Source organism: Microbacterium sp. 10L49 (assembly GCF_056395125.1).
The window spans coordinates 434,541-461,362 of record NZ_JBFTIW010000004.1 but is presented as its reverse complement, the minus strand read 5'-3'; the positions used below and the strand labels follow the sequence as shown (position 1 = coordinate 461,362).

Here is a 26,822-nt window from a genome sequence, read left to right as displayed (position 1 = left end):
GTTCCTATCGTGTCCGATGTCGTCGCCCGATTTCCGCATTCGGGCTCACCGTCGGCGCGCCCTCATCACCAGGAAGCGCTGCACCACGACGAAGACCAGCAGCAGGGCGCCGATCGTGATCCGCATCCAGGAGGTGTCGACACCGAGGAAGCTGATCACGGTCTTGATCAGACCGTAGACGAGCACACCGAACAGCGAGCCGAGCACATAGCCGCTGCCACCGCTGAGCAGCGTCCCGCCGATGACCACCGCCGCGATCGTGTCGAGCTCGGTACCGATACCGTTGAGGCTGTACCCGGAGCTCGTGTAGGCGGTGAAGACGACCCCGGCGAGGCCCGCGCACGTGCCGCTGATGGCGTAGACGAGCAGCTTGGCGCGCGCAACCGGCAAGCCCATGAGGCGCGCCGACTGCTCGTTGCCGCCCACCGCGTAGACGGTGCGACCGAACCGGGTCCAGCCCAGCACCCACGCCGCGATCACGACGGCGACGAGCGCGATGATGACGGTCGGGGTGATGTACCAGCCGCCGGGCAGGCGGAACCGGGAGGACTGCAGAGCGCCGAGGAATGGATCCGACACGCGCAGGGTGTCCAGGCTCACCACGAACGCCAGGCCACGGGCCAGGAACATCCCGGCCAGAGACGCGATGAACGGCTGCACGTCGAAGTACTGCACGAGCACCCCGATGAACAGGCCGATCACGGCGCCGGCGGCGATCATGACGGGTACCGCGATGAACGGCGGTACACCGGAGAGCAGGAGCTTGGCGCCCAGGATGCCCGTGAAGCCCATGACCGCCCCGACCGAGAGGTCGATTCCGCCGCTGAGGATCACGAACGTCATGCCGACCGCGAGGATCAGCAGGTAGGCGTTGTCGAGCAGCAGCGAGGACAGCAGCCGCGGCGAGACGAAGGTGCCGAAGTACACCTGCCCGCCGATCAGCATCGCGACGAAGATCGCGGCTGCGGCCAGCACCGGCACCCATCCGCTGTGTCGTACGGCGAAGGCGCGCAGGCGGCCGGTCAGATCGCTTTCGGGGGACAGCCCCGTGACAGTGGCGCTCATCACGCCTTCCCCTCCCCCGCGCCGACGAGGGCGGGCGTCTCTGCCGACTCGCGCCGGATCGGTCCCGATCCGGCGGATCGGAATGCCCGGCCCCGGAACCAGGCGCGCATGCGGGTGGACTGCGCCAGGCAGACGATCACGATCACCGCAGCTTTGAACACCGGCGTGACAGCCGGCGGGACGCCGAGGAAGGTGATGGTCGAGGTGAGCGTCTGGATCGTGTAGACGCCGATCACCGTGCCGGCGATCGTGAAGCGCCCGCCCATGAGCGATGCGCCGCCGAGCACGACGGCGAGGATCGCGTCCACTTCGATGTTCACGCCGGCGTTGTTCGCGTCAGCCGCCATGATGTTGGACGTGTAGAGCACGCCTGCCATGCCGGCGAGGAGCCCGCTGGCCGCGTAGGCACCCCAGATGATGCCGCGCGCTCGCACGCCGGCGATCCGGCTCGCGGTCGGGTTGATGCCGACCGCCTCCGTGAGCATGCCGAGGGCGGTGCGCCGTTCGACGAGCGCGACCACGACGATCGCCACGACCGCGACGAGGAACGCGAAGGGAAGTCCGATCACGTAGCCCTGTGCCATGAACTGGTACGGCGCGCTGTTGATCGTGGTGATGTTGCCCTGCGTGATGAGGAAGGCGATGCCTCTCCCGGCCAGCATGAGGACGAGAGTCGCGATGATCGGCTGGATCCCGAGCACCGCGACCAGGAATCCGTTCCAGGCCCCGAACAGCAGGGTCGTGATCAGGCCCGCGAGGATCGCCAGGGCGATGACGCCGAGGTCGTTCGGGTTCGGCGATCCCTTGATGATGGTGAGGCTGACTGCGCCCGAGACCGCCATGATCGCGCCGACCGAAAGATCGATGCCGCGGGTGGCGATCACGATCATCATGCCGAGCGCGACGAGCATGAGAGGCGCGCTGTTGCGGATGATGTCGATGAGCGAGCCGTACAGCTGGCCGTCCCGCAGGGAGACGGCCAGGAAGGATGGCCGTGCGATGGTGTTCAGCAGCACCAGCGCCAGCAACGCGCCGATGGGCAGCGCGAGTCGGTGCGTCAGGATCTTCTTCAGCGAGATGCCGCGTGCCGCATCGGTCATGCCGCGTGCTCCTTCGTGATCTCGTCGAGGACATCCGCGGCGTCCGTCGATCCCCTGGCGATGATGCCGACGAGTTCGTCGACCTCGGTGTCGGCGGTGGTGGTCAGTTCGCCGATCTTACGGCGATCGCGCATCACCACGATGCGCTGCGACAGGCGCAGGACCTCTTCCAGCTCGGAGGAGATGAAGACGACCGACAGCCCCTCCGAGGACAACCGTGAGACGAGACGCTGGATGTCCGCTTTGGCGCCCACGTCGATGCCGCGGGTCGGCTCGTCCAGGATGAGCAGCTCAGGTGCCGTGGCGAGCCAGCGCGCCAGGACGACCTTCTGCTGGTTGCCCCCGGAGAGGTTGCGGACGCGAGCATTCGGGTCCGCAGGCCGGATGCCCAGCGCCGTGATGTATTCGCCCACCACGACGTCCTGTTCGGCCTGGGGCACCTTGCGCATCCAGCCGCGGCGCGCCTGGATGCCGAGCACGATGTTCTCGGCGACCGTGAGGTCTCCCACGATCCCCTCCTCCCTGCGGTCTTCGGAGGTGAACGCGATGCGCGCATCGATCGCGTCGCGGGGCGCGGAGATGCGTACCCGTTCGCCGTGCACCGCGATCTGCCCGCTGTCGGCGGTGTCGGCGCCGGAGAGCAGTCGCACCAGTTCGGTACGACCGGACCCGAGCAAACCGGCGAGCCCCACGACCTCGCCGTCGAAGACCTCGAGGTCGACCGGCTCGATGGCTCCGCGACGGCCGATGCCGGTCGCGCGCAGCACGGGGATGCCGGAGCGATCCACATGCCGCTCTGCGGTGTCGATGGACTCCAGCTCCTGGAGCTCGCGGCCGAGCATGAGCCCGATGAGCTCGGTGCGGTCCACTTCGGACGCCGCGTACTCGCCCACGAGCGAACCGTTGCGCAGCACCGTGAGGCGGTCGGAGATCTCGTATACCTGATCGAGGAAGTGCGTGACGAAGAGGATCGCGACGCCCCGATCGCGCAGATCGCGCATGACGGCGAAGAGCTGGTCGACCTCGTCGCGGTCCAGGCTCGAAGTCGGCTCATCCAGCACGAGAACCTTGCAGTCCGAGACCATGGCCCTGCTGATCGCGACCAGCTGCTGCACGGCGATCGAGTGCGACGACAACGGCGAACGGGGATCGATCGTCAGACCGAGGCTGCGCAGGTGCCTGCTCGCTGAATCGTGCGTGCGCCGCCAGTCGATGCCGAACGGACCGCGGATCTCCTGCCCCAGCATGACGTTCTCACCGACGGAGAGGTTCGCGCAGAGGTTGACCTCCTGGTACACGGTCCACACACCCGCATCCTGCGCGTCGGCGGTGCCGCCGAACACCTTGTCCGTTCCGTCGACCCGGATGAGGCCGGTGTCGATCCGGTACACCCCGGTGAGCGCCTTGATGAGGGTGGACTTGCCCGCGCCGTTCTCGCCCATGAGGGTGTGCACCTCGCCGGCCCTGAGGGTGAAGTCGACATCTTGCAGTGCTTTCACGCCCGGGAAGGAGATGTTGATGCCGCGCATCTCGATGACGCTGCGGTGGTCGCCAGTGACCATGATTGCCTTTCTCACGAGGCGAGGGGAGGACGCGAGGCGCCCTCCCCTCGGATCCTCAGTACTTGCGGTCGGGCAAGGCCGTCTTCGCCTGCTCCGGGGTGAACGACTGGTCGACGGCGGTCTGCTTCTTCTCGACGTCCTTGCCGGCCAGCACGTCCTTGACGGTCTTGGCGACGGTCGGACCGAGCAGCGGGTTGCACTCCACCACGTAGTTGAACTCGCCGTTGGCGGCGGCCTGAAGACCATCGTGGGTCGCATCGATCGTCACGATCTGGATGTCCTTGCCCGGCGTGAGGCCCGCGGCCTTGATCGCGTCGAGGGCGCCGAGGCCCATGTCATCGTTCTGCGCGAAGAGCAGGTTGATGCTCTTGCCGTACTTCTGCAGGAACCCCTCCATGACCGTCTTGCCATCGGCGCGCGTGAAGTTGCCCGTCTGCGAGTCCAGCTTCTTGATCTGGCTGCCTTTGATCGCGTCATCGAAGCCGGTGGCGCGATCGATGGCGGGGGCGGAACCAGTGGTGCCCTCGAGAACGACCATGTTGGTGGCCTTGTCGCCGAGAGTCTGCTTCGCCCAGGTGCCCGCGGTCTCCCCCTCCTTCTTGAAGTCGTCGCCGATCCATGCCTTGTACAGATCGCTGGAGCCATCGATCGTGCGGTCCTCGAGGATGACCGGGATGTTCGCATCCTTCGCCTCCTTGAGCACGTCGTCCCATCCCGTGGTGACGACCGGGGCGATGACGATCGCATCCACGCCCTGGTTGATGAAGTTGCGGACGGCAGCGATCTGGTTCTCCGGCTTGTTGTCGGCGGCGTTGAAGATCAGCTTGAAGCCGTTCTTGGCGGAGAACGCGTCCTTCATCGACTCCGTGTTGGCGCTGCGCCATCCGCTCTCCGACCCGGTCTGCGCGAAGCCGACCGTGACGACCCCGTCCCCCTTCGACCCGCCGGATGCGGCCGAAGATCCTCCGGAGCAACCGGTGGCCGCCATGGCCACGGCGCCGAGCAGCGCGATGCCCGCGATGATGCCCTTCTTCACTGGAACCTCCTTGTTCAATCCGGCATCCTCGCCGGAGTCTCGTGTGGGCCTGGGAGGCCTGTGCCGAAATGTTAGCCTTCACATTTCTCCCAGCGCCACGTTGTGAGCGATCACAATTTGATAACAAGGCTGTCAGCATGGGCGCTTTGCATCGAGCAGCCGTCGCCTCATGGCCTTCAAGCCGTGAGCGATAACATTTCTTCCTCTTCGTCGAGGACGCACGCGCCGCCGCATCGTCGGATGGGACCGGATCCCTCCGGAATGCAGCCGATGGCTCGATCGGGAGTCGAGTGAGTCCCGCGTTCGCCACCGTTCCCGTGCGCTGCGATGCGAATCGCCGGAGCATGAGACGACGGCGATTTCGCGGAAGGTGAAGTCTTCGCTGTGCTCATCTCAGCTCAGCTCAGCTCAGCTCGCGGCGGACACAGCCGGATATCGCTGGGCGATGCCCGGCAGCTTGTTCGTCGCGGATGGCGCGCCTCAGTCCGGGGCGTGCGCCTCGAGGAACTCGTACACGTCGGTCGTGTCGACACCGGGGAACGCTCCGGTCGGCAGCGTGGCGAGCAGGGTGCGCGGCGTGCGCACGTTCGGCCAGGACTGCTCCCGCCAGCGCTTCTCGAGATCCGCCGGAGCGCGCCGGCAGCACACCTCGACCGAGTGCTTCGAGACGCCGCGGTTGGGCGTGTCACGACCGATGAACCACTTCGTGTCGTCGAAGCGCACGCCCACGCTCACCGAGTGCAGGCCCTCGCTCGACGCCTCCACGCGGGCGGTGCACCAGTACGTGCCGTTGCCGGTGTCGGTGTACTGGTAGTACGGGTTGAACCGGTCCTCCTCCTCGAACACGACTCGGCTGGTCCACCGCCGGCAGCACATCTGCCCCTCAATGGATCCGAGCCGGTCGGTCGGGAAGTTCACGTCGTCGTTCTCATAGGCCTTCGTGATGGTGCCCGACTCGTGCACCTTGAGGAAGTGCACCGGGATGTCCAGGTGCCGGGTGGCGAGGTTCGTGAACCGGTGCGCGGCGGTCTCGTACGACACCGAGTAGGCGTCGCGGAGGTCCTCGATCGAGATCGCCCGGCGCTGTTTCGCATCCTTCAGCGCCGGCACCAGGTGCTCCTCCGGCATCAGCAGCGCGCCGGTGAGGTAGTTCGTCTCCACGCGCTGACGCAGGAACTCGGCGTAGCTGCGCGGCTCGGAGTGGCCGAGGATCCGGCTGGAGAGCGCCTGCAGCACCGCGGTGCGGGCATCGCCCTTCCCCGGCACGCGACTGGACAGGTAGAGCCGCCCATGCGCGAGGTCGGCCACGCTGCGCGTCGACTGCGGGAGATCGGGCGCGTAGTGCAGGGTGAAGCCGAGGTGTGCGGCGATGTCGCTCGCGCTGCGCTGCGTCAGCGGGCCGCCCGGGTGGTGCACGGCGGCGAGGATCTCCGCCGCCTTCTTCTCCAGGTCTGCGAAGTGGTTGTCCTGACGGCGCATGAGGTGACGCAGCTCGACGTTCGCCCGCCGGGCCTCCTCGGGCGTCGCCGCACGCTCGTCGCGGAGCTTGTCGATCTCGCTGTGCAGGGCGAGCAGCGCCTTGAGCGCCTCGTCCGGCACGGTCTTCGCGATCCGGAACGGCGCGATCCCGAGCGCCTGGAACGTCTGCCCCTTCATCGCGCGCTCGACCGCGATCTCCATCGCAGCGCGCTCATCGAGGGGCTGCTCGGCGAGGATCTGGTCGATCGTCGTATCCAGCGCGCGGGCGATCAGCTGCAGCTGGGTGAGCTTCGGCTCGCGCTTGCCGGTCTCGATCATGGACACCTGGCTCGGCGCCCGGTCGATCGCGGTCGCGAGCTGCTCGAGGGTCAGCCCGGCCGCCGTGCGGAGCTGCCGGATGCGGCGCCCGATCGTGAGAGCGTCGACCTCTTCTGCCGTGTCTGCGGTGACCATGGCGCCGATTCTGTCACGAAAACAGAAATCTGACCAAACTTCTCCATCGATTTGGTCTGGCCGAATCCAGATCTTCACTCAGAGTGGTCTCAAGCCACCCCGGCTGCTTCGACAGGCTCAGCAACCGAGCCGGACCGGATCCACTCACGGAGGAGACAGATCATGACCATTCCCACTGCGTCGCCGACCGCCCCGATCCGGACCGTCGGCGCAGCCGTCTCCGGCACCGAGGGCCCGGCGATCCGCATCACCGGCCCCATGCACGAGCGCTTCGGCGAGATCCTCACCCCCGCTGCCGTGGCCTTCCTCACCGAGCTGCACCACCGCTTCGGCGGACGCCGGCACGATCGCCTCGCCGACCGCATGCGCCGCCGCTTCGAGATCGGCAACGGGCACGACCCGCGCTTCCGCGACGACACCCGGCACATCCGCGAGGACGCCGACTGGCGCGTGGCCGGCGCCGGCCCCGGCCTCGAGGACCGCCGCGTGGAGATCACCGGCCCGACGGATCCGAAGATGACCATCAACGCGCTGAACTCCGGCGCCAAGGTGTGGCTGGCCGATCAGGAGGACGCGACGAGCCCGACGTGGCGCAACGTGATCGGCGGGCAGCTGTCGCTGCGCGACGCGATCCGCGGCCGGCTGACCCACACGAGCGAGGACGGCAAGGAGTACCGAGTCACCGCCGAGCAGGCCCCCACTATCGTGATGCGCCCCCGCGGCTGGCACCTGCCCGAGAAGCACCTCGAGTTCACGGACCGCACCGGTCGCCGCATGGACGCCTCGGGCTCGCTGGTCGACTTCGGCCTCTACTTCTTCCACAACGCGCAGGCGTTGATCGAAGCCGGTCGCGGGCCGTACTTCTACATCGCCAAGCTCGAGTCGAGCGAGGAGGCGAAGCTCTGGAACGACGTGTTCACGTTCAGCGAGGAGTACTTCGGGATCCCCCGCGGCACGATCCGCGCGACCGTGCTGATCGAGACGCTGCCGGCCGCGTTCGAGATGGAGGAGATCCTGTTCGAGCTGCGCGAGCACTGCGCCGGCCTGAACGCCGGACGCTGGGACTACATCTTCTCGATCATCAAGAACTACCGCGGTCGCGGCGCCCGGTTCGTGCTGCCCGACCGCAGCGAGGTCACGATGACCGTGCCGTTCATGCGGGCCTACACCGAGCTGCTCGTGCAGACCTGCCACAGGCGCGGCGCCTACGCGATCGGCGGCATGAGCGCCTTCATCCCCAACCGGCGCGACCCCGAGGTGACCGCCCGGGCCATCGAGAAGGTCGCCGCAGACAAGAAGCGCGAGGCCGGCGACGGCTTCGACGGCACCTGGGTGGCGCACCCCGACCTGATCCCCACGGCGCAGGCCGAGTTCGACGCGGTGCTGGGCGAGCGGTCCAACCAGCTCGATCGGCAGCGCGACGATGTGCAGGTCCGCGCGGAGCAGCTGCTCGACGTGCACATCGGCCGGCCGATCACGGCCTCGGGCGTGCGCGACAACGTCTCCGTGGCGATCCGCTACATCGAGGCATGGCTGCGGGGCCTCGGCGCCGTGGCGATCGACAACCTCATGGAAGACGCGGCGACCGCCGAGATCAGCCGCTCGCAGGTGTGGCAGTGGATCCACCAGGGCCAGTCCACCCAGGACGGCACCCCCATCACGGCCGAGTACGTCGAGGGCCTGATCTCCGACGTGCTCGCCGAGACCCCCCGCCCTTCGACGGGCTCTGGGACCGACGACCGCTTCGAGGACGCCGCGGCGGTGTTCCGCGAGGTGGCGCTGCAGCCCGAGTTCCCGGCGTTCCTGACGCTGCCCGCTTACTCCCGCTTCCTCGTCGAGACCGCCTGATCCCCTCGACGCCCGACCCATCGCCCACGAACGAAGGAATGACCATGACTCGCTACCAGGACGACATCGACGCCATCCAGGCGCTGAAGGCGGCGGCCGGATCCGGATGGAACGCCATCGACCCCGAGTCCGCAGCCCGCATGCGGGCGCAGAATCGCTTCCGCACCGGCCTCGAGATCGCGCAGTACACCGCCGACATCATGCGCCGCGACATGGCGGAGTACGACGCCGACTCGTCGCTGTACACGCAGTCGCTCGGCGTCTGGCACGGCTTCATCGGGCAGCAGAAGCTGATCTCGATCAAGAAGCACCTCAAGACGACGAACAAGCGCTACCTCTACCTCTCCGGCTGGATGGTCGCCGCGCTCCGCTCCGAGTTCGGGCCCCTGCCGGACCAGTCGATGCACGAGAAGACCGCGGTGCCCGCGCTCATCGAGGAGCTCTACACGTTCCTCCGTCAGGCCGACGCCCGGGAGCTGGACCTGCTCTTCACGCAGCTCGACGCGGCGCGCGCAGCCGAAGACGAGACGGCGGCCGAGTTCATCCAGTCCCAGATCGACGGCTACGAGACCCACGTCGTCCCGATCATCGCCGACATCGACGCCGGCTTCGGCAACCCCGAGGCGACGTACTTGCTCGCCAAGAAGATGATCGAGGCGGGCGCGTGCGCCATCCAGATCGAGAACCAGGTCTCGGACGAGAAGCAGTGCGGTCACCAGGACGGCAAGGTCACCGTGCCGCACGAGGACTTCATCGCCAAGCTCAACGCGGTCCGCTACGCGTTCCTCGAGCTCGGCATCGACAACGGGATCATCGTCGCCCGCACCGACTCCCTGGGTGCCGGCCTCACCCAGAAGCTCGCCGTCACGCACGAGCCGGGCGACCTCGGCGACCAGTACAACTCGTTCCTCGATGTCGAGGAGATCTCCGAGTCCGAGCTCGGCAACGGCGACGTGGTCATCAAGCGCGACGGCGCGCTGCTGCGCCCGAAGCGCCTGGCGAGCAACCTGTACCAGTTCCGACCCGGCACCGGAGAGGACCGCTGCGTGCTGGACTGCATCACGTCGCTGCAGAACGGCGCGGACCTGCTGTGGATCGAGACGGAGAAGCCGCACGTCGAGCAGATCGCCGGCATGGTCGACCGCATCCGCGAGGTGATCCCGAACGCGAAGCTGGTCTACAACAACAGCCCGTCGTTCAACTGGACGCTGAACTTCCGTCAGCAGGTGTACGACCTCCTCGCCGAGCAGGGCCAGGACGTCTCCGCCTACGACCGCAACGCCCTCATGAGCGTCGAGTACGACGACACCGAGCTGGCGCGTCTCGCGGACGAGAAGATCCGCACGTTCCAGCGCGACGGATCCGCCCGCGCCGGCATCTTCCACCACCTCATCACCCTGCCGACCTACCACACGGCCGCGCTGTCGACCGATGACCTCGCGAAGGGCTACTTCGGCGACGAGGGCATGCTCGCCTACGTCAAGGGTGTGCAGCGCCGCGAGATCCGCGGCGGGATCGCCACGGTCAAGCACCAGAACATGGCCGGATCCGACCTCGGCGACAACCACAAGGAGTACTTCGCCGGCGACGCGGCCCTGAAGGCCGGCGGTCAGCACAACACGATGAACCAGTTCAGCTGACACCCCGCAGGGGTCGTTGAGCGAGGACGCCGAAGGCGACCGAGACGAAACGCGGTGATCTGACATGCTCGTCGGATCACCGCGTTTCGTCTCCGTCGCGCTCCGCGCGTCGTCGCTCAACGGCCCCAGAGAAACATGAAAGGACCCACCGCATGACCTCCACCGCTGACCTCTACGACGAGCACGGTGACACCCTCCAGTCCCTCGCCCTGCAGCTGCGTGACTTCGGCGGGCGCACGGCTTTCGAAGGCCCGATTCGCACGGTGCGCTGCTTCCAGGACAACCAGCTCGTGAAGGACCTGCTCGCGACCGCGGGCGACGGCGCCGTGCTGGTCGTCGACGGATCCGGATCCCTCGGCACGGCGCTGATGGGCGACATGATCGCGTCCAGCGCGGTCGCGAACGGCTGGGCGGGCGTCGTGGTCCACGGCGCGATCCGCGACTGCGCGGCGATCGGCAGGCTTCCCCTGGGCGTCAAGGCCATCGGCACCAACCCGCGCAAGAGCGCCAAGGCAGGGATCGGACAGGTCGACGTGATGCTGCGCTTCGGCGACGTGGAGTTCTGTCCCGGCGCACGGCTCTACGCCGACGAGGACGGCGTGCTCGTCGAGCGCTGACGCGTCCCGCGTGGGTCGGCTCCATCCGCGCCGGAAGTCGGGGCGGATGCCTCATGCGCTGGCACACCCGCCGCGCGAAGGTGGATCCATGTCCACCCCCAGCACTCCTCAGGCCGCCTCAGTCCAGGTGACGGGCCACCCTCGCCTTCCCGAGGGCGACGACGAGCGGTTCACCGGATTCGGCGTGCTCGGCTTGGCGTTCCGCGGCGGCGACTGCCTTGCGCTGCGGGTGATGACCCGGACCAGCATCGGTCCCGCGTACCGAGCGGTCTGGCACCGGACTCCGGACGGCGCCTGGCACATGTTCACCACCACCGATCCGGTGCACAGCTGCCCGCGCTACTTCAGTTCGGCCGCGACGTTCGAGCGCGTGCCCGAGATCGACCTGCACTGGCCCGATCCGAGGCATCTGCACGTGCGGATCCCCGGGGTGCTGGAGTGGGAGCTCACGCTGCGGGCGACGCCGGCGACCCGCACGATGTCCGCGCTCGGATCCGCTCTTCCCACGGCCGCACGCCGCAGCGACCCGATGCTGCGCGCCATGGGGCCGATGGCACGTCCGATGCTGCGCGCCGGCCGCATGCGGATGGCCGGAGCCGCCCCCAACCGGCAGCGCTTCCAGGTCGTTCCGACGAGGATCTGGCGCGTCGCGGCGAGCACGGCGTCCATCCAGGGCCGGGACCTCGGCCCGATCGGGGCGCTGGACCGGCAGAGCAGTCTCGGCGACTTCTGGATGCCGCAGCGGGGGTTGTTCTACGTCGGGGACGCGCGGTTCAGCGCCTTCGATCCCGCGGAGCACACGGCCGTGATCGTGCCCGAGGACGGCCGCACCGAGGATGCGCGGCCGCGCTGATGTCTCTGGCCCTGCAGGACCGCGTCGCCGACAATGGACCTGTGGGCGCGACAGCCGGTGCTCCGACCCGGGGCGAGATGATCGCGGCGGTCTCCGTCGCGATCGACCTGGGCCTCGGCCAGCCGGCGGAGCACATGATGCGCGCCGCGCTCCTCGCCGATCGCCTCGCCGCGCGCCTGGGCCTGGACGACGGGCAGCGCGGCACCGCCTATCAGGCGACGCTGCTCATGTGGATCGGCTGCACGGCCGACTCGCAGGAGTACGCGCGCTGGTTCGGCGACGACATCGCGGTGCGCAGCGCCTCCTACCTCGTGGACTGGTCGGGGCTGCCGTTCCTGCGCTTCCTCGTCGAACACGTCGCCGAGGGGCGCTCCCCCGTCCGGCGCGCGGCCACGCTCGCCGAGCTGATGATCGACTCCCGCGGACGACTCGGCGCGCTCTTGCACTCGCACTGCCTTTCGGCTGCGCTGCTGGCCGAGCGCCTGGGCCTCCCGCGCGCGGTGCAGGAGGCCGTGTCCGCGGCCTTCGAACGATACGACGGTCGTGGCCTGCCGCGCGGGCTCGCAGGTGAGGAGATCCCGATCGCGATGCGGATCGCGCAGCTCGCCGACACGGCCGAGGTGCACGATCGACTCGGCGGAGCGGAAGCGGCGGTCCGCATGGCCCGCGAGCGCCGAGGCGGACAGTTCGATCCCCTGATCGTCGATGCGTTCACCGCCGATGCGGCCGCGCTGCTCGACATCCCCCACGGATCCGCCGCGTGGCGCGCCGCCCTGGAGTGCGCGCCCGATCGGGACGACGTGCTGCACGGCGATGCGCTCGACGCCGCCGTCGCCGCCATCGGCGACTTCGCCGACCTGAAGTGCCCGTTCCTGCTGGGGCACTCGCGCGGGGTCGCCGAGATCGTGGGTGCGGCGGCCCGGGAGATCGGCGTGCCCGCCGACGAGGTCGCGACCCTCCGGCGGGCGGCGCATCTGCACGACATCGGGCGACTGGGCGTGTCGAACCTGATCTGGTCGAAGCCGGACGTGCTCGACGACGGCGACTGGGAGCGGGTGCGGATGCATCCGTACCTCGGGGGACGCGTGCTCGCGCGCATCCCGGGCCTCGCTGCCGAATCGGCCCTGGTGCGCGCGCATCACGAGCACCTGGACGGCAGCGGCTATCCGGCCGGAGTGCCCGGGACGAGCCTCACCCGGTCCGACCGCCTGCTCGCCGCCGCCGTCGCGTTCCGGGCGGCGATCGAGCCGCGCCCGTACCGTGCCGCGCTCGAACCGGGTGAGGCGATCGAGCGCCTGCGCCGGCGCGTGGCCGCCGGGCACCTCGACGGGGAGGCGGTCGCCGCGGTCGCGGCGGCGGCGGCGGGCGGCACCGGTGCACGGAGGACACGACCGCCCCTTCCCGCCGGACTCACCCCTCGCGAGGCGGAGATCCTGACGCTCGTCGCGCAGGGGCGGAGCAACCGCGAGATCGCCGCGGTTCTGACGCTCAGCGAGAAGACCGTACGCAATCACGTCGAGCACACCTACGCGAAGATCGGCGTCGCGAACCGGGTCGGGGCGAGCCTGTTCGCGATCGATCACGGCTTCATCGGCCGTCCGGTGTGAGCAACCGCGGATCGGGGATGTCATGACGCGAGTATTCGCCACGGCCTACGCCACCGTCGCCTATCTTGCCTTCCTGGCCGTGATCGTCCGGGCGGTCGCGTTCCTCTCCGATATCGGACCCGCCACCGCCGTCGACCGCGGGCCCGCCACGGCCTGGCCGATCGCGGCGGCCATCGACCTGCTGCTGGTGGCCGTGTTCGCGCTGCACCACTCGGTGTTCGCCCGCGCCTCGACCAAGCGACGGTTCGCCCGGATGCTCCCCGTGCGAGTCGAACGTTCGACGTACGTGCTGGCGGCGAGTGCGCTGCTGGCGCTCGTGCTGTGGCAATGGCGGCCGATCCCGACGGTGATCTGGGACGTGGGCGCCGAGCCCTGGCGCACCGCGCTGTGGGCGGTCTGCGCACTGGGATGGCTCATCGCGATCGGCTCCACGTTCCTGATCGACCACCTGGGCTTCGTCGGGCTCCGTCAGGCCGTGTCGGGGCGTCCGCCCGCCTCCGCCTTCCAGGCTCGCTGGCTCTATGCGCTCGTGCGGCACCCGCTCATGCTGGGCCTGCTCCTGGCGTTCTGGGTCACGCCGATCATGACCTGGGGCCACGCGCTGTTCGCTGCGGCGTTCAGCGGCTACATCGCGATCGGGATCCGGTTCGAGGAGCGCGATCTGCGTGCGGAGCTCGGCGAGCCCTACGCGCGCTACGCCGAGCGCACGCCCGCGCTCGTGCCGGGGCTGCGTCCGGCCGTGCGGCGGCGCAGCGGCTCGCTGCTCACCCCGGAATGACCGCGGCACCGGCGTGCTGCTCGAAGATGAGCTGGGTCTGGGTCTGCCCCAGCGCCGGCACGGATCCGAGATGCGTGCGCAGGAAGTCGCGCAGCCCCGGGACGCTCTCGCAGGCGACGTGGATGACGAGGTCGTGCACGCCTCCGATCAGGTAGACGCGCTGCACACCGGGGATCGTGCGGAGGCGGGCCGTGATGGCGGGCACTTGATCCCGCGCGTCCTCCTTGACCGCGACCATGATGAGCGCCTCGACGCCGGCGCCGGCCGCCACGGGGTCGAGCTCGGCGTGATAGCCCCGGATCACGCCGGCCTCCTCGAGCGCGCGCACCCGTCCGTGGCAGGTCGAGCGGGGCAGGCCGACCCGCGCGGCAAGCTCCTTGTTCGACAGCCGCCCGTCACGGGACAGCTCCTCGAGGATCCGCCGATCCGTCGCAGTGAGCCGGATTCCGTCCGCCATCGTGCCTCCTGAGGCGTCATCGATCCGGTGATCCATCGCAATTCAACGGGAATCTCGGATATCTGTCGGAATCCTAGGTGCTGTGTCGACGATTCGTCATCATGGAACGTGATCTCCGGATCCCGGCTGCCCGAGCCGGATCCACGACCGAGGAGGATTCCACGATGACGGATACCGCGCCGATCACCCGCGAGCAGTGCCAGGAAGCCGACCGGATCGACCCACTGGCATCCCTCCGCGAGCGCTTCGCCCTCACCGAGGGCATCGTCTACCTCGACGGCAATTCGCTCGGCGCGCTCCCCCGCGACGCCGTCGCCCGTGCAGCCGACGTGGTCAGCCGCGAGTGGGGCGCGGACCTCATCGGCAGCTGGAACAAGAACCACTGGTTCGCCCTGCCCCTCCGGATCGGAGAGAAGATCGGCCGGCTCATCGGCGGTGGCGCAGGTGAGTGCGTCGCGACCGACACCACCTCGATCAACGTCTTCAAGGCGGTCTCGGCCGCGATCCGGCTGCAGCAGCAGGACGCCCCGGAGCGCCGGGTCATCGTGTCGGAGCGGGAGAACTTCCCCACCGACCTCTACATCGTCGAGGGACTGATGGCCCTGCTCGACCGCGGCTACTCCCTGCGGCTGATCGACGCGCCCGAGGACCTCGACGCGGCGCTCGACGAGGACGTCGCCGTGGTGCTGCTCACCCAGGTCAACTACCGCACGGGCCACCTGTGGGACATGGCGGGGGCGACGGCGCAGATCCACGATGCGGGCGCCCTGGCCGTCTGGGACCTCTGCCACTCGGTCGGCGCGGTGCCCGTCGCCGTCGCCGATGCCGGCGCGGACTTCGCGGTCGGCTGCACCTACAAGTACCTCAACGGCGGCCCCGGCTCCCCTGCGTTCTTCTGGGTCGCCGAACGCCACCTCGACCGGGTCGAGACGCCGCTCACCGGCTGGTGGGGGCACGATCGCCCGTTCGCGATGACCGACTCCTACGCCCCCGCTCCGGGTGGTCGGCGCTTCCTCGTGGGCACCCAGCCGATCCTGTCGATGGCCACTATGGAGGTCGGGCTCGACATGCACCTCGAAGTCGACCAGGAAGCGCTGCGCCGCAAGTCCCTCGCGCTGACGACGCTCTTCATCCGGCTGGTGGAGACCCGGCTCGCGCACCACCCGCTCACGCTCATCACGCCGCGCGACGACGCCCAGCGCGGCAGCCACGTCTCCTTCCGCCACCCCGAGGGCTACGCGGTGATGAAGGCGCTCATCGCGAATGGCGTGATCGGCGACTACCGCGAACCGGAGGTGCTGCGATTCGGGATCACCCCCATGTATCTGGGACACGCCGACGTGTGGGACGCCGTGGAGATCCTGCGCCGGGTGCTCGACGAGGAGCTGTGGCGCGCTCCCGAGTTCCAGGAGCGCGACGCCGTCACCTGATCAGCCCGGCCGGATCCGCGCGCCGAGATCCTCCGTGCGGGCCCGGATCCGAGCGCCGGAGCCCGCAGACCGGGATCGCGCCGCATGGGCGGTGACCGCGCCTACGCTGGAGGCATGACCGCCCGGCCTGCCATGCGCCCCCTCTTCGACGACCTCGCCGAAGAGTTCCTCCGCGACTATCCCCGTGGAGCGCGGCTGCTCGCGGTCGCCAGCCCATCCGCGGAGCGCTCGGCCGCCTTCGCCGAGGAACTCGCCGATGTGCTGCGCACCCGAGGCATCGAGGTGGCCGTCGCCGCCCAGGACGACCGCGACGAGGCCGGCCTGCGGTCTGACATCGTGGCGCCCTTCCGCGCCGCTGGTGCGGACGTCGTCCAGATCGTCTCCGGCACGACCGGCCTGCTCGCCGAGCGCACCCGCGGACTGTGGCACTTCTCGATCTGGCTCATCGACGGCGACGAGGTGCCGCATACGGCGGCCACCGCGCTGGTCGACGTGACGGATCCCGAAGCGCCCACCCGGCGCCTGGCCGACTACTGCGCCGTCCCGCCGTCGTTCCTGACGTGACGGCGACCGGATAGCCCCCGCAGACGCTGACGAATGCCGGATCCGGCGGTCGCCGACGTATGCCCGATCCGACATACGCACCTGTTCGCCACGACGGAGAACGACGCCTGTGCTTTGTACGTCATGGCCATTTCTCACGACAGGCGCGCGAGTACGCTGGTGGCGTGACCGAACGCGCACCTCTCTCCCGCAAACTCTCCGCCATCGCCGAGTCCGCCACGCTGAAGGTGGATGCCAAGGCCAAGGCCCTCAAGGCCGAGGGCAAGCCCGTCGTCTCGTACGCCGCGGGTGAGCCCGACTTCGCCACCCCGCAGTTCATCGTGGACGCGGCGGCGGAGGCCCTCGCGAACCCCGCGAACTACCGCTACACCCCGGCCGCCGGCCTGCCCGAGCTGCGCGAGGCGATCGCCGCGAAGACGCTGCGCGACTCCGGCCTCGAAGTCTCGCCGAGCCAGGTCATCGTCACGAACGGCGGCAAGCAGTCCGTCTACCAGGCGTTCCAGGCCGTCGTGAACCCCGGCGATGAGGTGCTGCTGCCGGCGCCGTACTGGACGACCTACCCCGAGGCGATCCGCCTCGCCGACGGCGTGCCGGTCGAGGTCTTCGCCGGCGCGGACCAGGAGTACAAGGTCACCGTCGACCAGCTCGAGGCCGCGCGTACCGATCGCACCACGGTGCTCGTGTTCGTGTCGCCGTCCAACCCGACCGGATCCGTCTACTCCCCCGAGGAGACCACCGCGATCGCCGCGTGGGCGCTCGAGCACGGGATCTGGATCATCTCGGACGAGATCTACCAGAACCTCACCTACGAGGGCGTCAAGGCGACATCCGTCGTCGAGGCGCTGCCCGAGGTCGCCGGTCAGACCATCCTGGTCAACGGCGTCGCCAAGACGTACGCGATGACCGGCTGGCGAGTCGGCTGGATGGTCGGGCCCGCCGACGCCATCAAGATCGCCGGCAACCTGCAGTCCCACCTGACGAGCAACGTGAACAACGTCGCCCAGCGCGCCGCGATCGCCGCCCTCAACGGCCCGCAGACCGAGGCCGAGCAGTTCCGCGAGGCGTTCGACCGCCGCCGCAAGCTCATCGTGGCCGAGCTGTCCAAGATCGACGGCCTCGTGGTGCCGAACCCGACCGGCGCCTTCTACGTCTACCCCGACGTGCAGGGCCTGCTCGGACGCACCTGGGGCGGCGTGACCCCGACGACCTCGCTCGAGCTCGCCGACCTCATCCTCGACCAGGCCGAGGTGGCCGTGGTCCCGGGCGAGGCGTTCGGCCCGTCCGGCTACATCCGCATGTCGTACGCGCTCGGCGACGACCAGCTGCTCGAGGGCGTGCAGCGCCTGCAGCGCCTGTTCGCCTCCTGAGCCTCGATGCCAGATGACGGCACCTCCCGCCGCCCGACGATGCGAGACGTCGCTCGCGCGGCGGGGGTGTCGCCGACTGCCGTGTCCTTCGTGCTCAACGAGCGCAAGGACGGCCGTATCTCCGCGGCCACGCAGGCAAAGGTCCTGGAAGCGGCCGCGCAACTCGGCTTTCGCCCGAACCTGACTGCACGACAGCTGAGACTGCAGCAGACCCACTCCATCGGGATGCTGACCGACGGGATCGCGTCGTCCCCGTTCGCGGGCCAGATCGTTCGCGCCGTGGAGGACGCGGCTCGTCGCTCGGGGCGCGTACTGCTGCTGGTCAACACGCGGGGCGATGCCGACCTCGGCGGCGCCGCGGCGCGCGAACTACTGGATCGTCGCGTCGACGGCCTGATCTTCGCCTCCACCGTGACGCGCGAGATCGCACCCCTGCCTGAGCTGGCGTCGGTCCCCTCTGTACTCGTGAACTGCTTCCCCGCGCCCGGCGAACCGCGGATCCCGTCGGTCCGCCCCGCAGAGCGCTTCGGCGGAGCTCTGGCCATCCGCCGCCTGCTCGCCGCGGGCCATCGCAACATCGTCGCCCTTCCCGGTGACGGCGACTGGGCGGCGCAGGAGCGCACGACCGCGTTCCGCAAGGAGATGCGCGCTGCCGGCCTCGCTGTACGCCGCGGCTCGATCGTCCCCGGCCCGTACACGATCGACTCCGGATACGATCGCGCCCTGGCCCTGCTGCAGGCCGAGGATCGCCCCACGGCTCTGCTGTGCGGCAACGATCGCATCGCACTGGGCGCCCTCCTGGCCGCGCAGTCGCAGGGACTCGATGTGCCCGGCGACGTGTCGCTGGTGGGTTACGACGACCAGGAGGAGCTCGCCGGGAGCGTGCGGCCCGCCCTGACCACCGTGCGCCTTCCGTTCTACGAGCTCGGGCTGAAAGGCGCCGACGCTCTGCTCGCGCTGATCTCCGGCTCGCCCGTTCCGCCGCGCCAGGACGTGCGCGGCGAACTCGTCGAACGGGATTCGGTCGCCGCCCCTCGGTCTCCCTGATCCGGATCCGCTGCGGCCCCGCGGGATCCACCCTTGCGCCGACAGCGGAAACGAGCCACGATGAACCCTGTGTTAAATCGAATTAGCGCTTATTCGAAATAGCACTTCCCCGGTTCCGAACAAGGAGGTTCCCCCGATGTCGAACTCCCCCCGACGGCGTCGCACCGCCGTCGCCGTGGCGTCCGCCCTGGTCGCCGCGGCACTCACCGCGCCAGCGCTCAGCGCCGCCGCCGCCGCACCACCCTCGCCCGGCTCAGCGGGATATGACGAGCCCTACCGCCCGCAGTTCCACTACACCCTGCCGACCGGATGGATCGGCGACCCGAACGGGCTCGTCTACGACGCCGGCCAGTACTACCTGTTCAGCTTCGGCACCTGGAAGGGCGCGACGAGCACCGACCTCGTCCACTGGACAGACATCCCGGTGAGCGGGCCCGCGCATGATGCCGGCAGCAGCACGTTCTTCTCGGGCAGCGCCGTGATCGACACCGGCAACACGAGCGGATTCGGCACGGCGAAGAACCCGCCGATGGTCGCGATGTACACCAGCGTGCAGGACGGCACGAACGTCGAGAAGCAGTCGATCGCCTACAGCACGGACAAAGGGCGCACCTGGACGCGCTACGACGGCAACCCCGTCCTCGACCTGAACTCGGTGAACTTCCGCGACCCGAAGGTGTTCTGGTACGAGCCCGCCCACGCCTGGCGAATGGTGGTCAGCCTCTCCGACCAGCACAAGGTGGCGATCTACTCCTCGCCAGACCTGAAGAACTGGAGCCATCTCAGCGACTTCGGTCCCGGCGGCTCAGTGAGCGGGGTGTGGGAGTGCCCAGACCTGTACCCGATGCCGGTGGACGGCGACAAGAAGAACCTCAAGTGGGTGATGAGCGTCAGCGTCGGCAGCACCGGTGTGCAGTACTTCACCGGCGACTTCGACGGCACGACGTTCACGTCCGACGACCCGGCGACGTACACCCCGCCCGCCGGCACGGCACTCGACGCGTTCGACTCCGGGAGCTACGGCGACTGGACCACGACCGGTACGGCGTTCGGGGCCGAGCCCGCGACCGGCGCACTGCCAGACCAGCAACCGGTCACGGGCTTCGACGGCACCCACCTCGTGAACAGCTTCAACGGCGGCGACGGATCCACAGGAACCCTCACCTCGCCGGCGTTCACGATCGCGAAGAACCACCTGAACTTCCAGGTCGGCGGCGGGAACCACCCGTACGTCACCGGCGCGGTACCGGCCGGAACCCTGCCCGCGCACACGGTGTTCGCCGACTGGTCGACCCCGGGCACCAGCAGTTACGCCGACCTCGGCTGGACGGGAACAGGCTCGTTCACGAACTCGGGTCCGTCCACCGGTCCGCTGGGCGGCCAGATCGCCGCGAAGGCGCTCGACACGTGGCCGCCGGACGGCGACGGCGGCACGGGCACGATCACTTCGCCGACTTTCACGGTGTCGAGTCCCTTCATCGACCTGCAGACGGCCGGCGGCGAGCACCCGTGGGGCGGCGCGAACCCGACCGCGGTGAACCTCCTCGTCGGCGGCCAGGTCGTGGCCACCGCGACGGGCAACAACAGCGGCTCGCTCGGGTGGAACAACTGGGATGTCTCGCAGTACCAGGGCCAGCAGGCACAGATCCAGGTGGTGGACCAGAGCGACGGCTCGACCGGCTGGGGCCATCTGATGGTGGGCGACATCCTGTTCGCCGACAGCGCGGTGCAGCCGTGGGAGGTCCAGACGAGCGTCAATCTCCTTGTGGACGGCCAAGTGGTGCGCTCCGCGAGCGGTGCGAACAGCGAGGCGCTCGACTGGACGTCGTGGAACCTCAGCGACCTGCAGGGCAAGCGGGCGCAGCTCCAGATCGTGGACGACAACACCGGCGGCTGGGGCCACATCCTCGCGGACGATTTCAGCTTGAGCGATCAGCCCGCTCTGAGCACGAACGAGCGGGCGCACTGGGTCGACTTCGGCTCTGATTTCTACGCCTTCGCGACCTGGGACGGCGCACCGCGCGGGCAGCGGATCGGCGTCGCCTGGATGAGCAACTGGGACTACGCCGGTCAGGTGCCGACCAGCCCGTGGATGGGCGCGGAGAGCCTGCCTCGCACGATGAAGCTGGCCACGATCGACGGCAGGGTGCAGCTCGTGCAGCAACCCGTGGCGGACATCGCCTCGCTGCGCACGGGTGCGCCGGTGAAGGCGCGCGGGGTCACCGCGTCGGACGGCTCGGCGCCGCTCGCGATCAGCGGGTCGACGCTGGACCTCACGACGCACCTGAGCGCCGGTGACGCGAAGACCTTCGGGCTCGACGTGCGCACGGGGAACGGGCAGCGCACCCGGATCGGATACGACACCGTGAACGGCCGGCTGTTCCTCGACCGGACGGAATCAGGGGATGCGAGCTTCAGTTCGGCGTTCCCGAACGTCAAGACGGCTCCCCTCGCCCTCGACCACGGCGGGGTGACGCTGCGGATCCTGGTCGATCGCGACACGGTCGAGGTATACGCCGATCAGGGGCAGGTGACGCTGACGGACCAGGTGTTCCCGGAGGGCCGCGCCCCGGCCGSACGACGGGATCACGCCGCGCCTTCAGCCCTCGTAGCCGATGAGCCAGCGCACGCCGAAGCGGTCCACGAGGGTGCCGTCGTGATCGCCCCACGGGCGCTGCTGCAGCGGGTCGATCACACGGCCGCCGTCGCCGAGCTGCGCGAACCAGCGCGTGAGGGTCTCCGGATCCGCGGTGCCGAGCAGCGAGAAGAACAGGCCGTTCATGTGCACGGCGTCGTCGTCGGGCCCGGCATCGGCGGCGGCGAGCTCGACCGGGCCGCGGACGAGCATGCCGTGCGCGATCGCATCGCCCGGGCCGTCCGCACGACCGAACTCGGCGTAGGTGTGCATCACCGCCTCCCCGCCGAAGATCGCCTGATAGAACGGCAGCGCATCGGCGGCGGTCCCGGGGAACAGGATGTAAGGAACGAGTCCGGTCATGCTGCGAGCGTACGCCCCGGCTCCGGCGAGGCACGGTCGAGACGACCTCACCCCTTGTCGAGCGCGCGATACGCGGACGGGCTCATGCCGTGCACGCGGCGGAACTGCCGGGAGAAGTACAACGGATCCGTGTAGCCGACCGCCGCGGCGACCTGGGCGATGGTGCGCGAGGAGGAATCCAGCAGCGCCCGCGCGCGGGCCAGCTTCAGGGTCGTGTGAAACGCGGCCGGGCCGCTGCCGGTCGCTCTGCGGAACAGCGCACTGAGGTGCGACGGCGAGAGCCCGACGATCGCGGCGAGCTCGGAGACCGATATGTCCGCCTCGACCCGTGACTCGAGGAACTGCATGGCGCGGTCCAGGGGCGAGTCGTCGACGGGCAGCGCCGCGTCGGCCGCGATCCTCGCGAGAAGCTGCCACGCGGCGCCGGACGCCGAAAGGAGGTGACCCGGCGAGAGTCTGCGCTCGAGCAGGGTCAGGATCTCGTCGAACAGCACGATGACCCGGTCGGGAGCGCTCAGCCGATGCAGCGGAGACCGCGCCCCGAGCACCGGTCCAGTCAGCTCTGCGACGTCCTCGCCGCGCACATGCATCCACCAGATCGTCCATGGATCCGCCGTATCCGCACCGTATTCATGCTCCGCCCCTGCCGGGATGACGATCGCATCGGACGGCCCGATCGGATAGCGCACGTCGCCGATCCGTACGCTGCCGGATCCGGAGATGCAGAGGATGACGATGGTTTCCGCCGCGCCGTGATCTCGGCTGCGGCGATGACCGGCCGCGTGCGGGAACAGGCCGATGTCCGTGACCGTGAGGCGGCGGGTGACCGGTGCGCGCAGCGCCGTCGCGACGAGAGGCCGAGGCACCACGCACAGCCGCTGCCCGAGGAACCCCTCGGCGCGCGCTGGCTCACCCGATGCCGTCGATTCGTCCATGTTTCCCCCCGTTCTCACCATACCCATTCCGCTCGGCGGCCCGTAGCGTCTGAGTCGCCCCACGCACTGCGAAGAAGGATGACCGATGACAAGCGACCGCACCGATCCCCTACTGCCCGACGCCCCGGCGGACCTCGCCGAGAGGATCCGTCGGGGACGTGCCGTCGCCTGGCGGGAGGCGGTCACGATCCGCACCTATGCCCCCGGCGCCCCGTGCGAGTACCCGATGTACCTGGATCAGCGCGTTTATCAGGGGTCGAGTGGCAAGGTCTACCCGCTGCCGTTCATCGAAAGCGTCGCGGACCACGCGGAGCCACGGGTCTGGGATGCGATCCATCTCGAGAACGAGTTCCTCCGCCTCGTGGTACTCCCCGAGCTCGGTGGCCGGATCCACGTCGGGTACGACAAGACGACCGGCTATGACTTCTTCTACCGCAACACCGTGATCAAGCCGGCGCTGGTCGGGCTCGCGGGCCCCTGGATCTCTGGCGGAGTGGAGTTCAACTGGCCGCAGCACCATCGCCCTGCGACCTTCCTTCCCGTGCAGACCTCGATCGAGTACGCGGACGACGGGAGTGTGACCGTGTGGTGCCACGACCACGACCCGTTCACGCGGATGTCCGCCCAGCACGGTGTACGACTGCGCCCCGGCAGCTCGGTAGTGGAGCTCGCGGTGCGCCTGCACAACCGCACGGATGAGCGGCAGTCTTTCCTCTGGTGGGCGAACGTCGCCGCGAAGGTCGGTGACGACTACCAGTCGTTCTTCCCCGAGGACGTTCGCCACGTCGCCGATCACGCCCGTCGGGCGCTCACTGCCTTTCCTGCGGCGGATCGCTCGTATTACGGCGTCGACTACCCGGAGCGCAGTGCGAAGAGTCCGGGGGCCGACCGAATCGACTGGTACCGGAACATCCCGGTTCCGACGTCCTACATGATCGTCGACTCGCAGCAGGACTTCTTCGGCGGGTACGACCACGCGGCGGGCGCAGGGTTCGTGCACTGGGCCGAGCGACGCGTGTCTCCGGGCAAGAAGCTCTGGACCTGGGGAGACGCACCGTTCGGCCACGCCTGGGACGACCAGCTGACGGACGACGACGGGCCGTATGTGGAGCTCATGGCGGGTGTCTACACGGACAATCAACCGGACTTCAGCTGGATCCTGCCCGGCGAGACGAAGACGTTCACACAGCACTGGTTCCCGATCCCGGCCATCGGCGTCGCCCATCAGGCAACGCCGGACGCGGCGGTGCACGTGGAACGGGGGCCTGGCACGACGGCCGCCTTCGCGGTCACCCGCGCGCAGTCCGGGGCCGTGCTGCGCATCCTGAGCGGAACCGACGTCGTCGCGTCCGAGACGAAGGATCTGCGCCCCGGGGACGTGGCTCGCCTGCACTCCTCCGCCGATCTCGGCGCAGACGACTCCGTGGAGCTCCGCAGCGCCTCCGGACGGCTTCTCGTGCGCTGGACGCCGTCGACCGCCGCCGACGAGGAGCCCCGGGTGGCGACCGCGCCTCCGGCGCCCCAGGACATCGAGTCGGTGGAGGAGCTCTACCTCACCGGGGTTCATCTCGATCAGTATCGGCACCCGACGAGGTCGCCGATGAATTACTGGAACGAAGCGCTGTCCCGCGACTCCGGCGATGTCAGGACCAACATCGCCGTCGCCGCACGGCATTATCGATCCGGCCGCTACGATCTCGCACTCGCGTTCGTCCGGCGCGCGCTGGACCGGCTCACGCGACGCAACGCCAATCCGGTCGACGCCGAGGCCTATCACCTGCTCGGGCTGGTGCTCCGGCGGCTCGGCCACGACCTCGAGGCCGAGCGCGCGTTCGGCAAGGCCGGATGGGACGGCACCTGGGCCGCGGCGTCAGGCTTCGCTCTCGCGCGGTCCCTGGCGTTCCGGGGACAGAACCGGGCCGCACTGCGCGTTCTGGATTCGCTGGATGCGACGGTGGGACACGACACCCGTCGAATCGCGCTCCGAGCCATCCTGCTGCAGCGACTCGGCGAGAAGGGCGCAGCGGACGCACTCGTGCGTGCGGCGCTCCAGAAGGATCCCTTGGACGTCGCGCTGCGGGTGCTCGCCGGGCGACCGCTCTCCGATGCCGGACTGCTCCTCGACGCCGCCATCGACTTCCGCGACGCGGGGGCGTTCGACGAAGCGCTGCGCCTACTCTCCGAGGCGGCATCGGCGCCGGCCACGGAGGGCGGAGGCTTCGCACCGATCGCGCACTATGCGGCAGCCGGGATCCATAGTCTTCGAGGCGAAGCGGACGCGGCTCGAAGGGCGCGCGCTGCCGCGCGCCGCGCCGACCTGACCTACGTCTTCCCCTCCGGCCTCGATGCGCTCGACGTGCTCACCGCCGCGTTGACCGCGGAGCCGGATGACGCCGTCGCGCATTCCCTCCTCGGCATGCTGCTGTACGGGAACGGACGACGGGCGGAGGCCGCCGTGCACTGGGATCGCGCGCTCGCGCTCGGCGCAGGCGACCCCGTGCTGCTGCGAAACGCCGCGCTGGCGGCGTACACGGCAGAGCAGGACGACACCAAGGCGTGGCGGCTCTACGCCCGCGCCGTGGCTGCCGCACCCGCGGACGCGCGCCTGCTGTACGAGCAGGACCAGCTCGCCGCCCTTCTCGGGCATTCCGACCTGGATCGTCTGAACCGGCTCCGTGCGGCGGAGGTCGTGGTGCTCGAGCGCGACGACCTCACGATCGCGTATTCGACGCTGCTCGCCGGATCCGATCCCGCGCGGGCATACGAGATCCTGACGACCCGCCGGTTCCACCCGTGGGAGGGCGGAGAGGGGCTCGCGATCGCCGCGTGGGATGCGGTGCACGCCGCGATGGGGCTGTCCCCCGCGGACCCGCCGGCGACCCTCGGCGAGAAGCGCGCGCAGTACGTCGCTCCGATCGCGCGCAGCCAGGACGGCGAGACCGATTACTTCGCGACGAGCCTCCCGGAGATGCAGCTGTTCTCCCGTTCGATGCAGGACCGATGATCGTTCCCGCTTCCCCTGCACCACCGAGAGGGCAGTTCGCCCTGAGCGCCGCGGGATACTCCGCGTGCGTGGACAGCACGGGGGCATCCCTGCGGGAACTCCGGCACCGGGGGCGCGACATCATCGCAGGGTACTCGGCGCACGAGTCGAGGCCCCGGATGAGCGGCGCAGTGCTGGCGCCCTGGCCGAACCGGCTCGCGGACGGACGCTATCGGTTCGGCGGCGAGGTGCACGAGCTCCCGATCACCGAGCCCGCGACGGGGTGCGCCGCGCACGGCCTGATCGCCGGGACCCGGTTCGCCCTCCTGCGTCAGGGGCCGGCAGAGCTCGAGCTCTCCGCGACGGTCGAACCTCGCCCCGGGTATCCGTGGCGGCTGCGCATCAACGTCTCCTTCGCGTTGACCGCAGACGGGCTGGCTCAGGAGATCCGCGCCACGAACCTGTCGGAGGATCCGGCTCCGGTCGGCCTCGGCGCGCATCCCTACCTGCGCGCGGGTGACGCAGGACGCGGGTCGATCGACGGGTGCTTCCTCGAGCTTCCTGCAGACGAGGTCATGCTCACTTCTCTTCCGCGTATGCTGCCGTTCCGGCTGGTCCCCGTCGAGCGCGAGGGGCGAGGATTCGACTTCCGGCGTCCGCGGCGGATCGGCGACCTCTCCGTGAACAACGCGTTCACGGCCCTCCGCGCCAGCACAGACGGACGTCTCGTGGCACGCCTGCTCGATGCCGAAGGGCGCGGTTCGGAGATCGAGTGGGATGCGCGGACGCGCTGGATCCAGGTGTACACGGCCGACGAGTCGACGGACGAGGCCCACCGGGACGCCGTGGCAGTGGAGCCGATGACCTGTGCACCCGATGCGTTCAACTCCGGCACCGACCTGCGCGTCCTCGCCCGCGGCGAGACGGCCGGGATCGGCTTCATCCTCCGAGCCGTGGGCTGAGCCGCTGCCGACGCGCGAACGTGTCCGCAGCGCTTCCGCCC

Annotated in this window: 20 protein-coding genes and 1 pseudogene; 13 read left to right on the top strand and 8 right to left on the bottom strand. The window is 69.3% G+C overall.

Annotated elements, in window-relative coordinates; all coding sequences use genetic code 11:
- Positions 1–45: 45 nt before the first annotated feature.
- The 5 genes from AC1DCT_RS15175 to AC1DCT_RS15155 all read right to left on the bottom strand — a co-directional run bounded on the left by AC1DCT_RS15175 (position 46) and on the right by AC1DCT_RS15155 (position 6,695).
- On the bottom strand, positions 46–1,065 hold the full coding sequence (locus AC1DCT_RS15175) for an ABC transporter permease subunit (RefSeq protein WP_477231033.1): 1,020 nt from the start codon (positions 1,063–1,065) through the stop codon (positions 46–48).
- The gene (locus AC1DCT_RS15170; protein ID WP_441977162.1) at positions 1,065–2,165 is read right to left on the bottom strand and encodes an ABC transporter permease; all 1,101 of its coding nucleotides are present in this window, start codon (positions 2,163–2,165) and stop codon (positions 1,065–1,067) included. Before AC1DCT_RS15170 ends, AC1DCT_RS15175 begins: the two co-directional genes overlap by 1 nt.
- Complete coding sequence (locus AC1DCT_RS15165) at positions 2,162–3,727, bottom strand: sugar ABC transporter ATP-binding protein (RefSeq protein ID WP_441977161.1); 1,566 nt, start codon at positions 3,725–3,727, stop codon at positions 2,162–2,164. Before AC1DCT_RS15165 ends, AC1DCT_RS15170 begins: the two co-directional genes overlap by 4 nt.
- Positions 3,728–3,782: 55 nt before the next feature.
- Positions 3,783–4,763 carry an ABC transporter substrate-binding protein gene (locus AC1DCT_RS15160; protein WP_441977160.1) on the bottom strand — a complete coding sequence of 327 codons (981 nt, stop codon included), beginning with the start codon at positions 4,761–4,763 and terminating at the stop codon, positions 3,783–3,785.
- A 480-nt stretch (positions 4,764–5,243) separates the two neighbouring features.
- Entirely contained in the window at positions 5,244–6,695 is a 1,452-nt protein-coding gene (locus AC1DCT_RS15155; protein WP_477430152.1) for a helix-turn-helix domain-containing protein, read from the bottom strand.
- A gap of 162 nt (positions 6,696–6,857) precedes the next feature.
- Between AC1DCT_RS15155 and aceB the strand changes: the two genes are divergently transcribed.
- The 6 genes from aceB (at position 6,858) to AC1DCT_RS15125 (ending at position 14,038) form a co-directional block, all read left to right on the top strand.
- Positions 6,858–8,543 (top strand): malate synthase A, encoded by a 1,686-nt coding sequence (gene aceB, locus AC1DCT_RS15150; protein WP_477430150.1) that lies wholly within the window; start codon positions 6,858–6,860, stop codon positions 8,541–8,543.
- A 44-nt stretch (positions 8,544–8,587) separates the two neighbouring features.
- On the top strand, positions 8,588–10,183 hold the full coding sequence (locus AC1DCT_RS15145; RefSeq protein ID WP_477430148.1) for an isocitrate lyase: 1,596 nt from the start codon (positions 8,588–8,590) through the stop codon (positions 10,181–10,183).
- Between the two features lie 152 nt (positions 10,184–10,335).
- Positions 10,336–10,800, top strand: a complete 465-nt coding sequence (gene rraA, locus AC1DCT_RS15140) for a ribonuclease E activity regulator RraA (RefSeq protein WP_477430146.1) — start codon at positions 10,336–10,338, stop codon at positions 10,798–10,800.
- An 88-nt stretch (positions 10,801–10,888) separates the two neighbouring features.
- Complete coding sequence (locus tag AC1DCT_RS15135; protein ID WP_477430144.1) at positions 10,889–11,653, top strand: hypothetical protein; 765 nt, start codon at positions 10,889–10,891, stop codon at positions 11,651–11,653.
- Positions 11,653–13,260 carry an HD domain-containing phosphohydrolase gene (locus AC1DCT_RS15130; protein ID WP_477430142.1) on the top strand — a complete coding sequence of 536 codons (1,608 nt, stop codon included), beginning with the start codon at positions 11,653–11,655 and terminating at the stop codon, positions 13,258–13,260. Before AC1DCT_RS15135 ends, AC1DCT_RS15130 begins: the two co-directional genes overlap by 1 nt.
- A 22-nt stretch (positions 13,261–13,282) precedes the next feature.
- Positions 13,283–14,038: a methyltransferase family protein gene (locus tag AC1DCT_RS15125; RefSeq protein WP_477430140.1), complete on the top strand. Its 756-nt coding sequence runs from the start codon at positions 13,283–13,285 to the stop codon at positions 14,036–14,038.
- Here AC1DCT_RS15125 and AC1DCT_RS15120 read toward each other — a convergent pair.
- Entirely contained in the window at positions 14,025–14,495 is a 471-nt protein-coding gene (locus AC1DCT_RS15120; RefSeq protein ID WP_477430138.1) for an Lrp/AsnC family transcriptional regulator, read from the bottom strand. The genes AC1DCT_RS15125 and AC1DCT_RS15120 overlap by 14 nt on opposite strands.
- A gap of 164 nt (positions 14,496–14,659) precedes the next feature.
- Between AC1DCT_RS15120 and kynU the strand changes: the two genes are divergently transcribed.
- From kynU to AC1DCT_RS15095, 5 genes and pseudogenes are all read left to right on the top strand, one after another.
- A complete protein-coding gene (kynU, locus tag AC1DCT_RS15115; RefSeq protein ID WP_477430136.1) occupies positions 14,660–15,925 on the top strand; it encodes a kynureninase in 1,266 nt (421 codons plus the stop codon).
- 114 nt (positions 15,926–16,039) lie between these two features.
- The gene (locus AC1DCT_RS15110) at positions 16,040–16,489 is read left to right on the top strand and encodes a hypothetical protein (protein WP_477430134.1); all 450 of its coding nucleotides are present in this window, start codon (positions 16,040–16,042) and stop codon (positions 16,487–16,489) included.
- A gap of 164 nt (positions 16,490–16,653) precedes the next feature.
- Positions 16,654–17,856, top strand: coding sequence for a pyridoxal phosphate-dependent aminotransferase (locus tag AC1DCT_RS15105; RefSeq protein ID WP_477430132.1), 1,203 nt, complete (start codon positions 16,654–16,656; stop codon positions 17,854–17,856).
- Between the two features lie 6 nt (positions 17,857–17,862).
- Complete coding sequence (locus AC1DCT_RS15100) at positions 17,863–18,903, top strand: LacI family DNA-binding transcriptional regulator (RefSeq protein ID WP_477430130.1); 1,041 nt, start codon at positions 17,863–17,865, stop codon at positions 18,901–18,903.
- 136 nt (positions 18,904–19,039) lie between these two features.
- Positions 19,040–21,454 (top strand): annotated as a pseudogene (locus AC1DCT_RS15095) (glycoside hydrolase family 32 protein); the annotation flags it as partial.
- Between the two features lie 48 nt (positions 21,455–21,502).
- Here AC1DCT_RS15095 and AC1DCT_RS15090 read toward each other — a convergent pair.
- Both AC1DCT_RS15090 and AC1DCT_RS15085 read right to left on the bottom strand, forming a co-directional pair.
- Complete coding sequence (locus AC1DCT_RS15090; RefSeq protein ID WP_477430505.1) at positions 21,503–21,901, bottom strand: VOC family protein; 399 nt, start codon at positions 21,899–21,901, stop codon at positions 21,503–21,505.
- Between the two features lie 47 nt (positions 21,902–21,948).
- Positions 21,949–22,836 carry an AraC family transcriptional regulator gene (locus AC1DCT_RS15085; protein ID WP_477430128.1) on the bottom strand — a complete coding sequence of 296 codons (888 nt, stop codon included), beginning with the start codon at positions 22,834–22,836 and terminating at the stop codon, positions 21,949–21,951.
- Between the two features lie 85 nt (positions 22,837–22,921).
- Between AC1DCT_RS15085 and AC1DCT_RS15080 the strand changes: the two genes are divergently transcribed.
- On the top strand, positions 22,922–25,840 hold the full coding sequence (locus AC1DCT_RS15080) for a DUF5107 domain-containing protein (protein WP_477231048.1): 2,919 nt from the start codon (positions 22,922–22,924) through the stop codon (positions 25,838–25,840).
- Positions 25,837–26,781 (top strand): aldose 1-epimerase family protein, encoded by a 945-nt coding sequence (locus tag AC1DCT_RS15075; RefSeq protein ID WP_477231049.1) that lies wholly within the window; start codon positions 25,837–25,839, stop codon positions 26,779–26,781. The genes AC1DCT_RS15080 and AC1DCT_RS15075 overlap by 4 nt, the downstream gene beginning before the upstream one ends.
- Positions 26,782–26,822 lie beyond the last annotated feature (41 nt).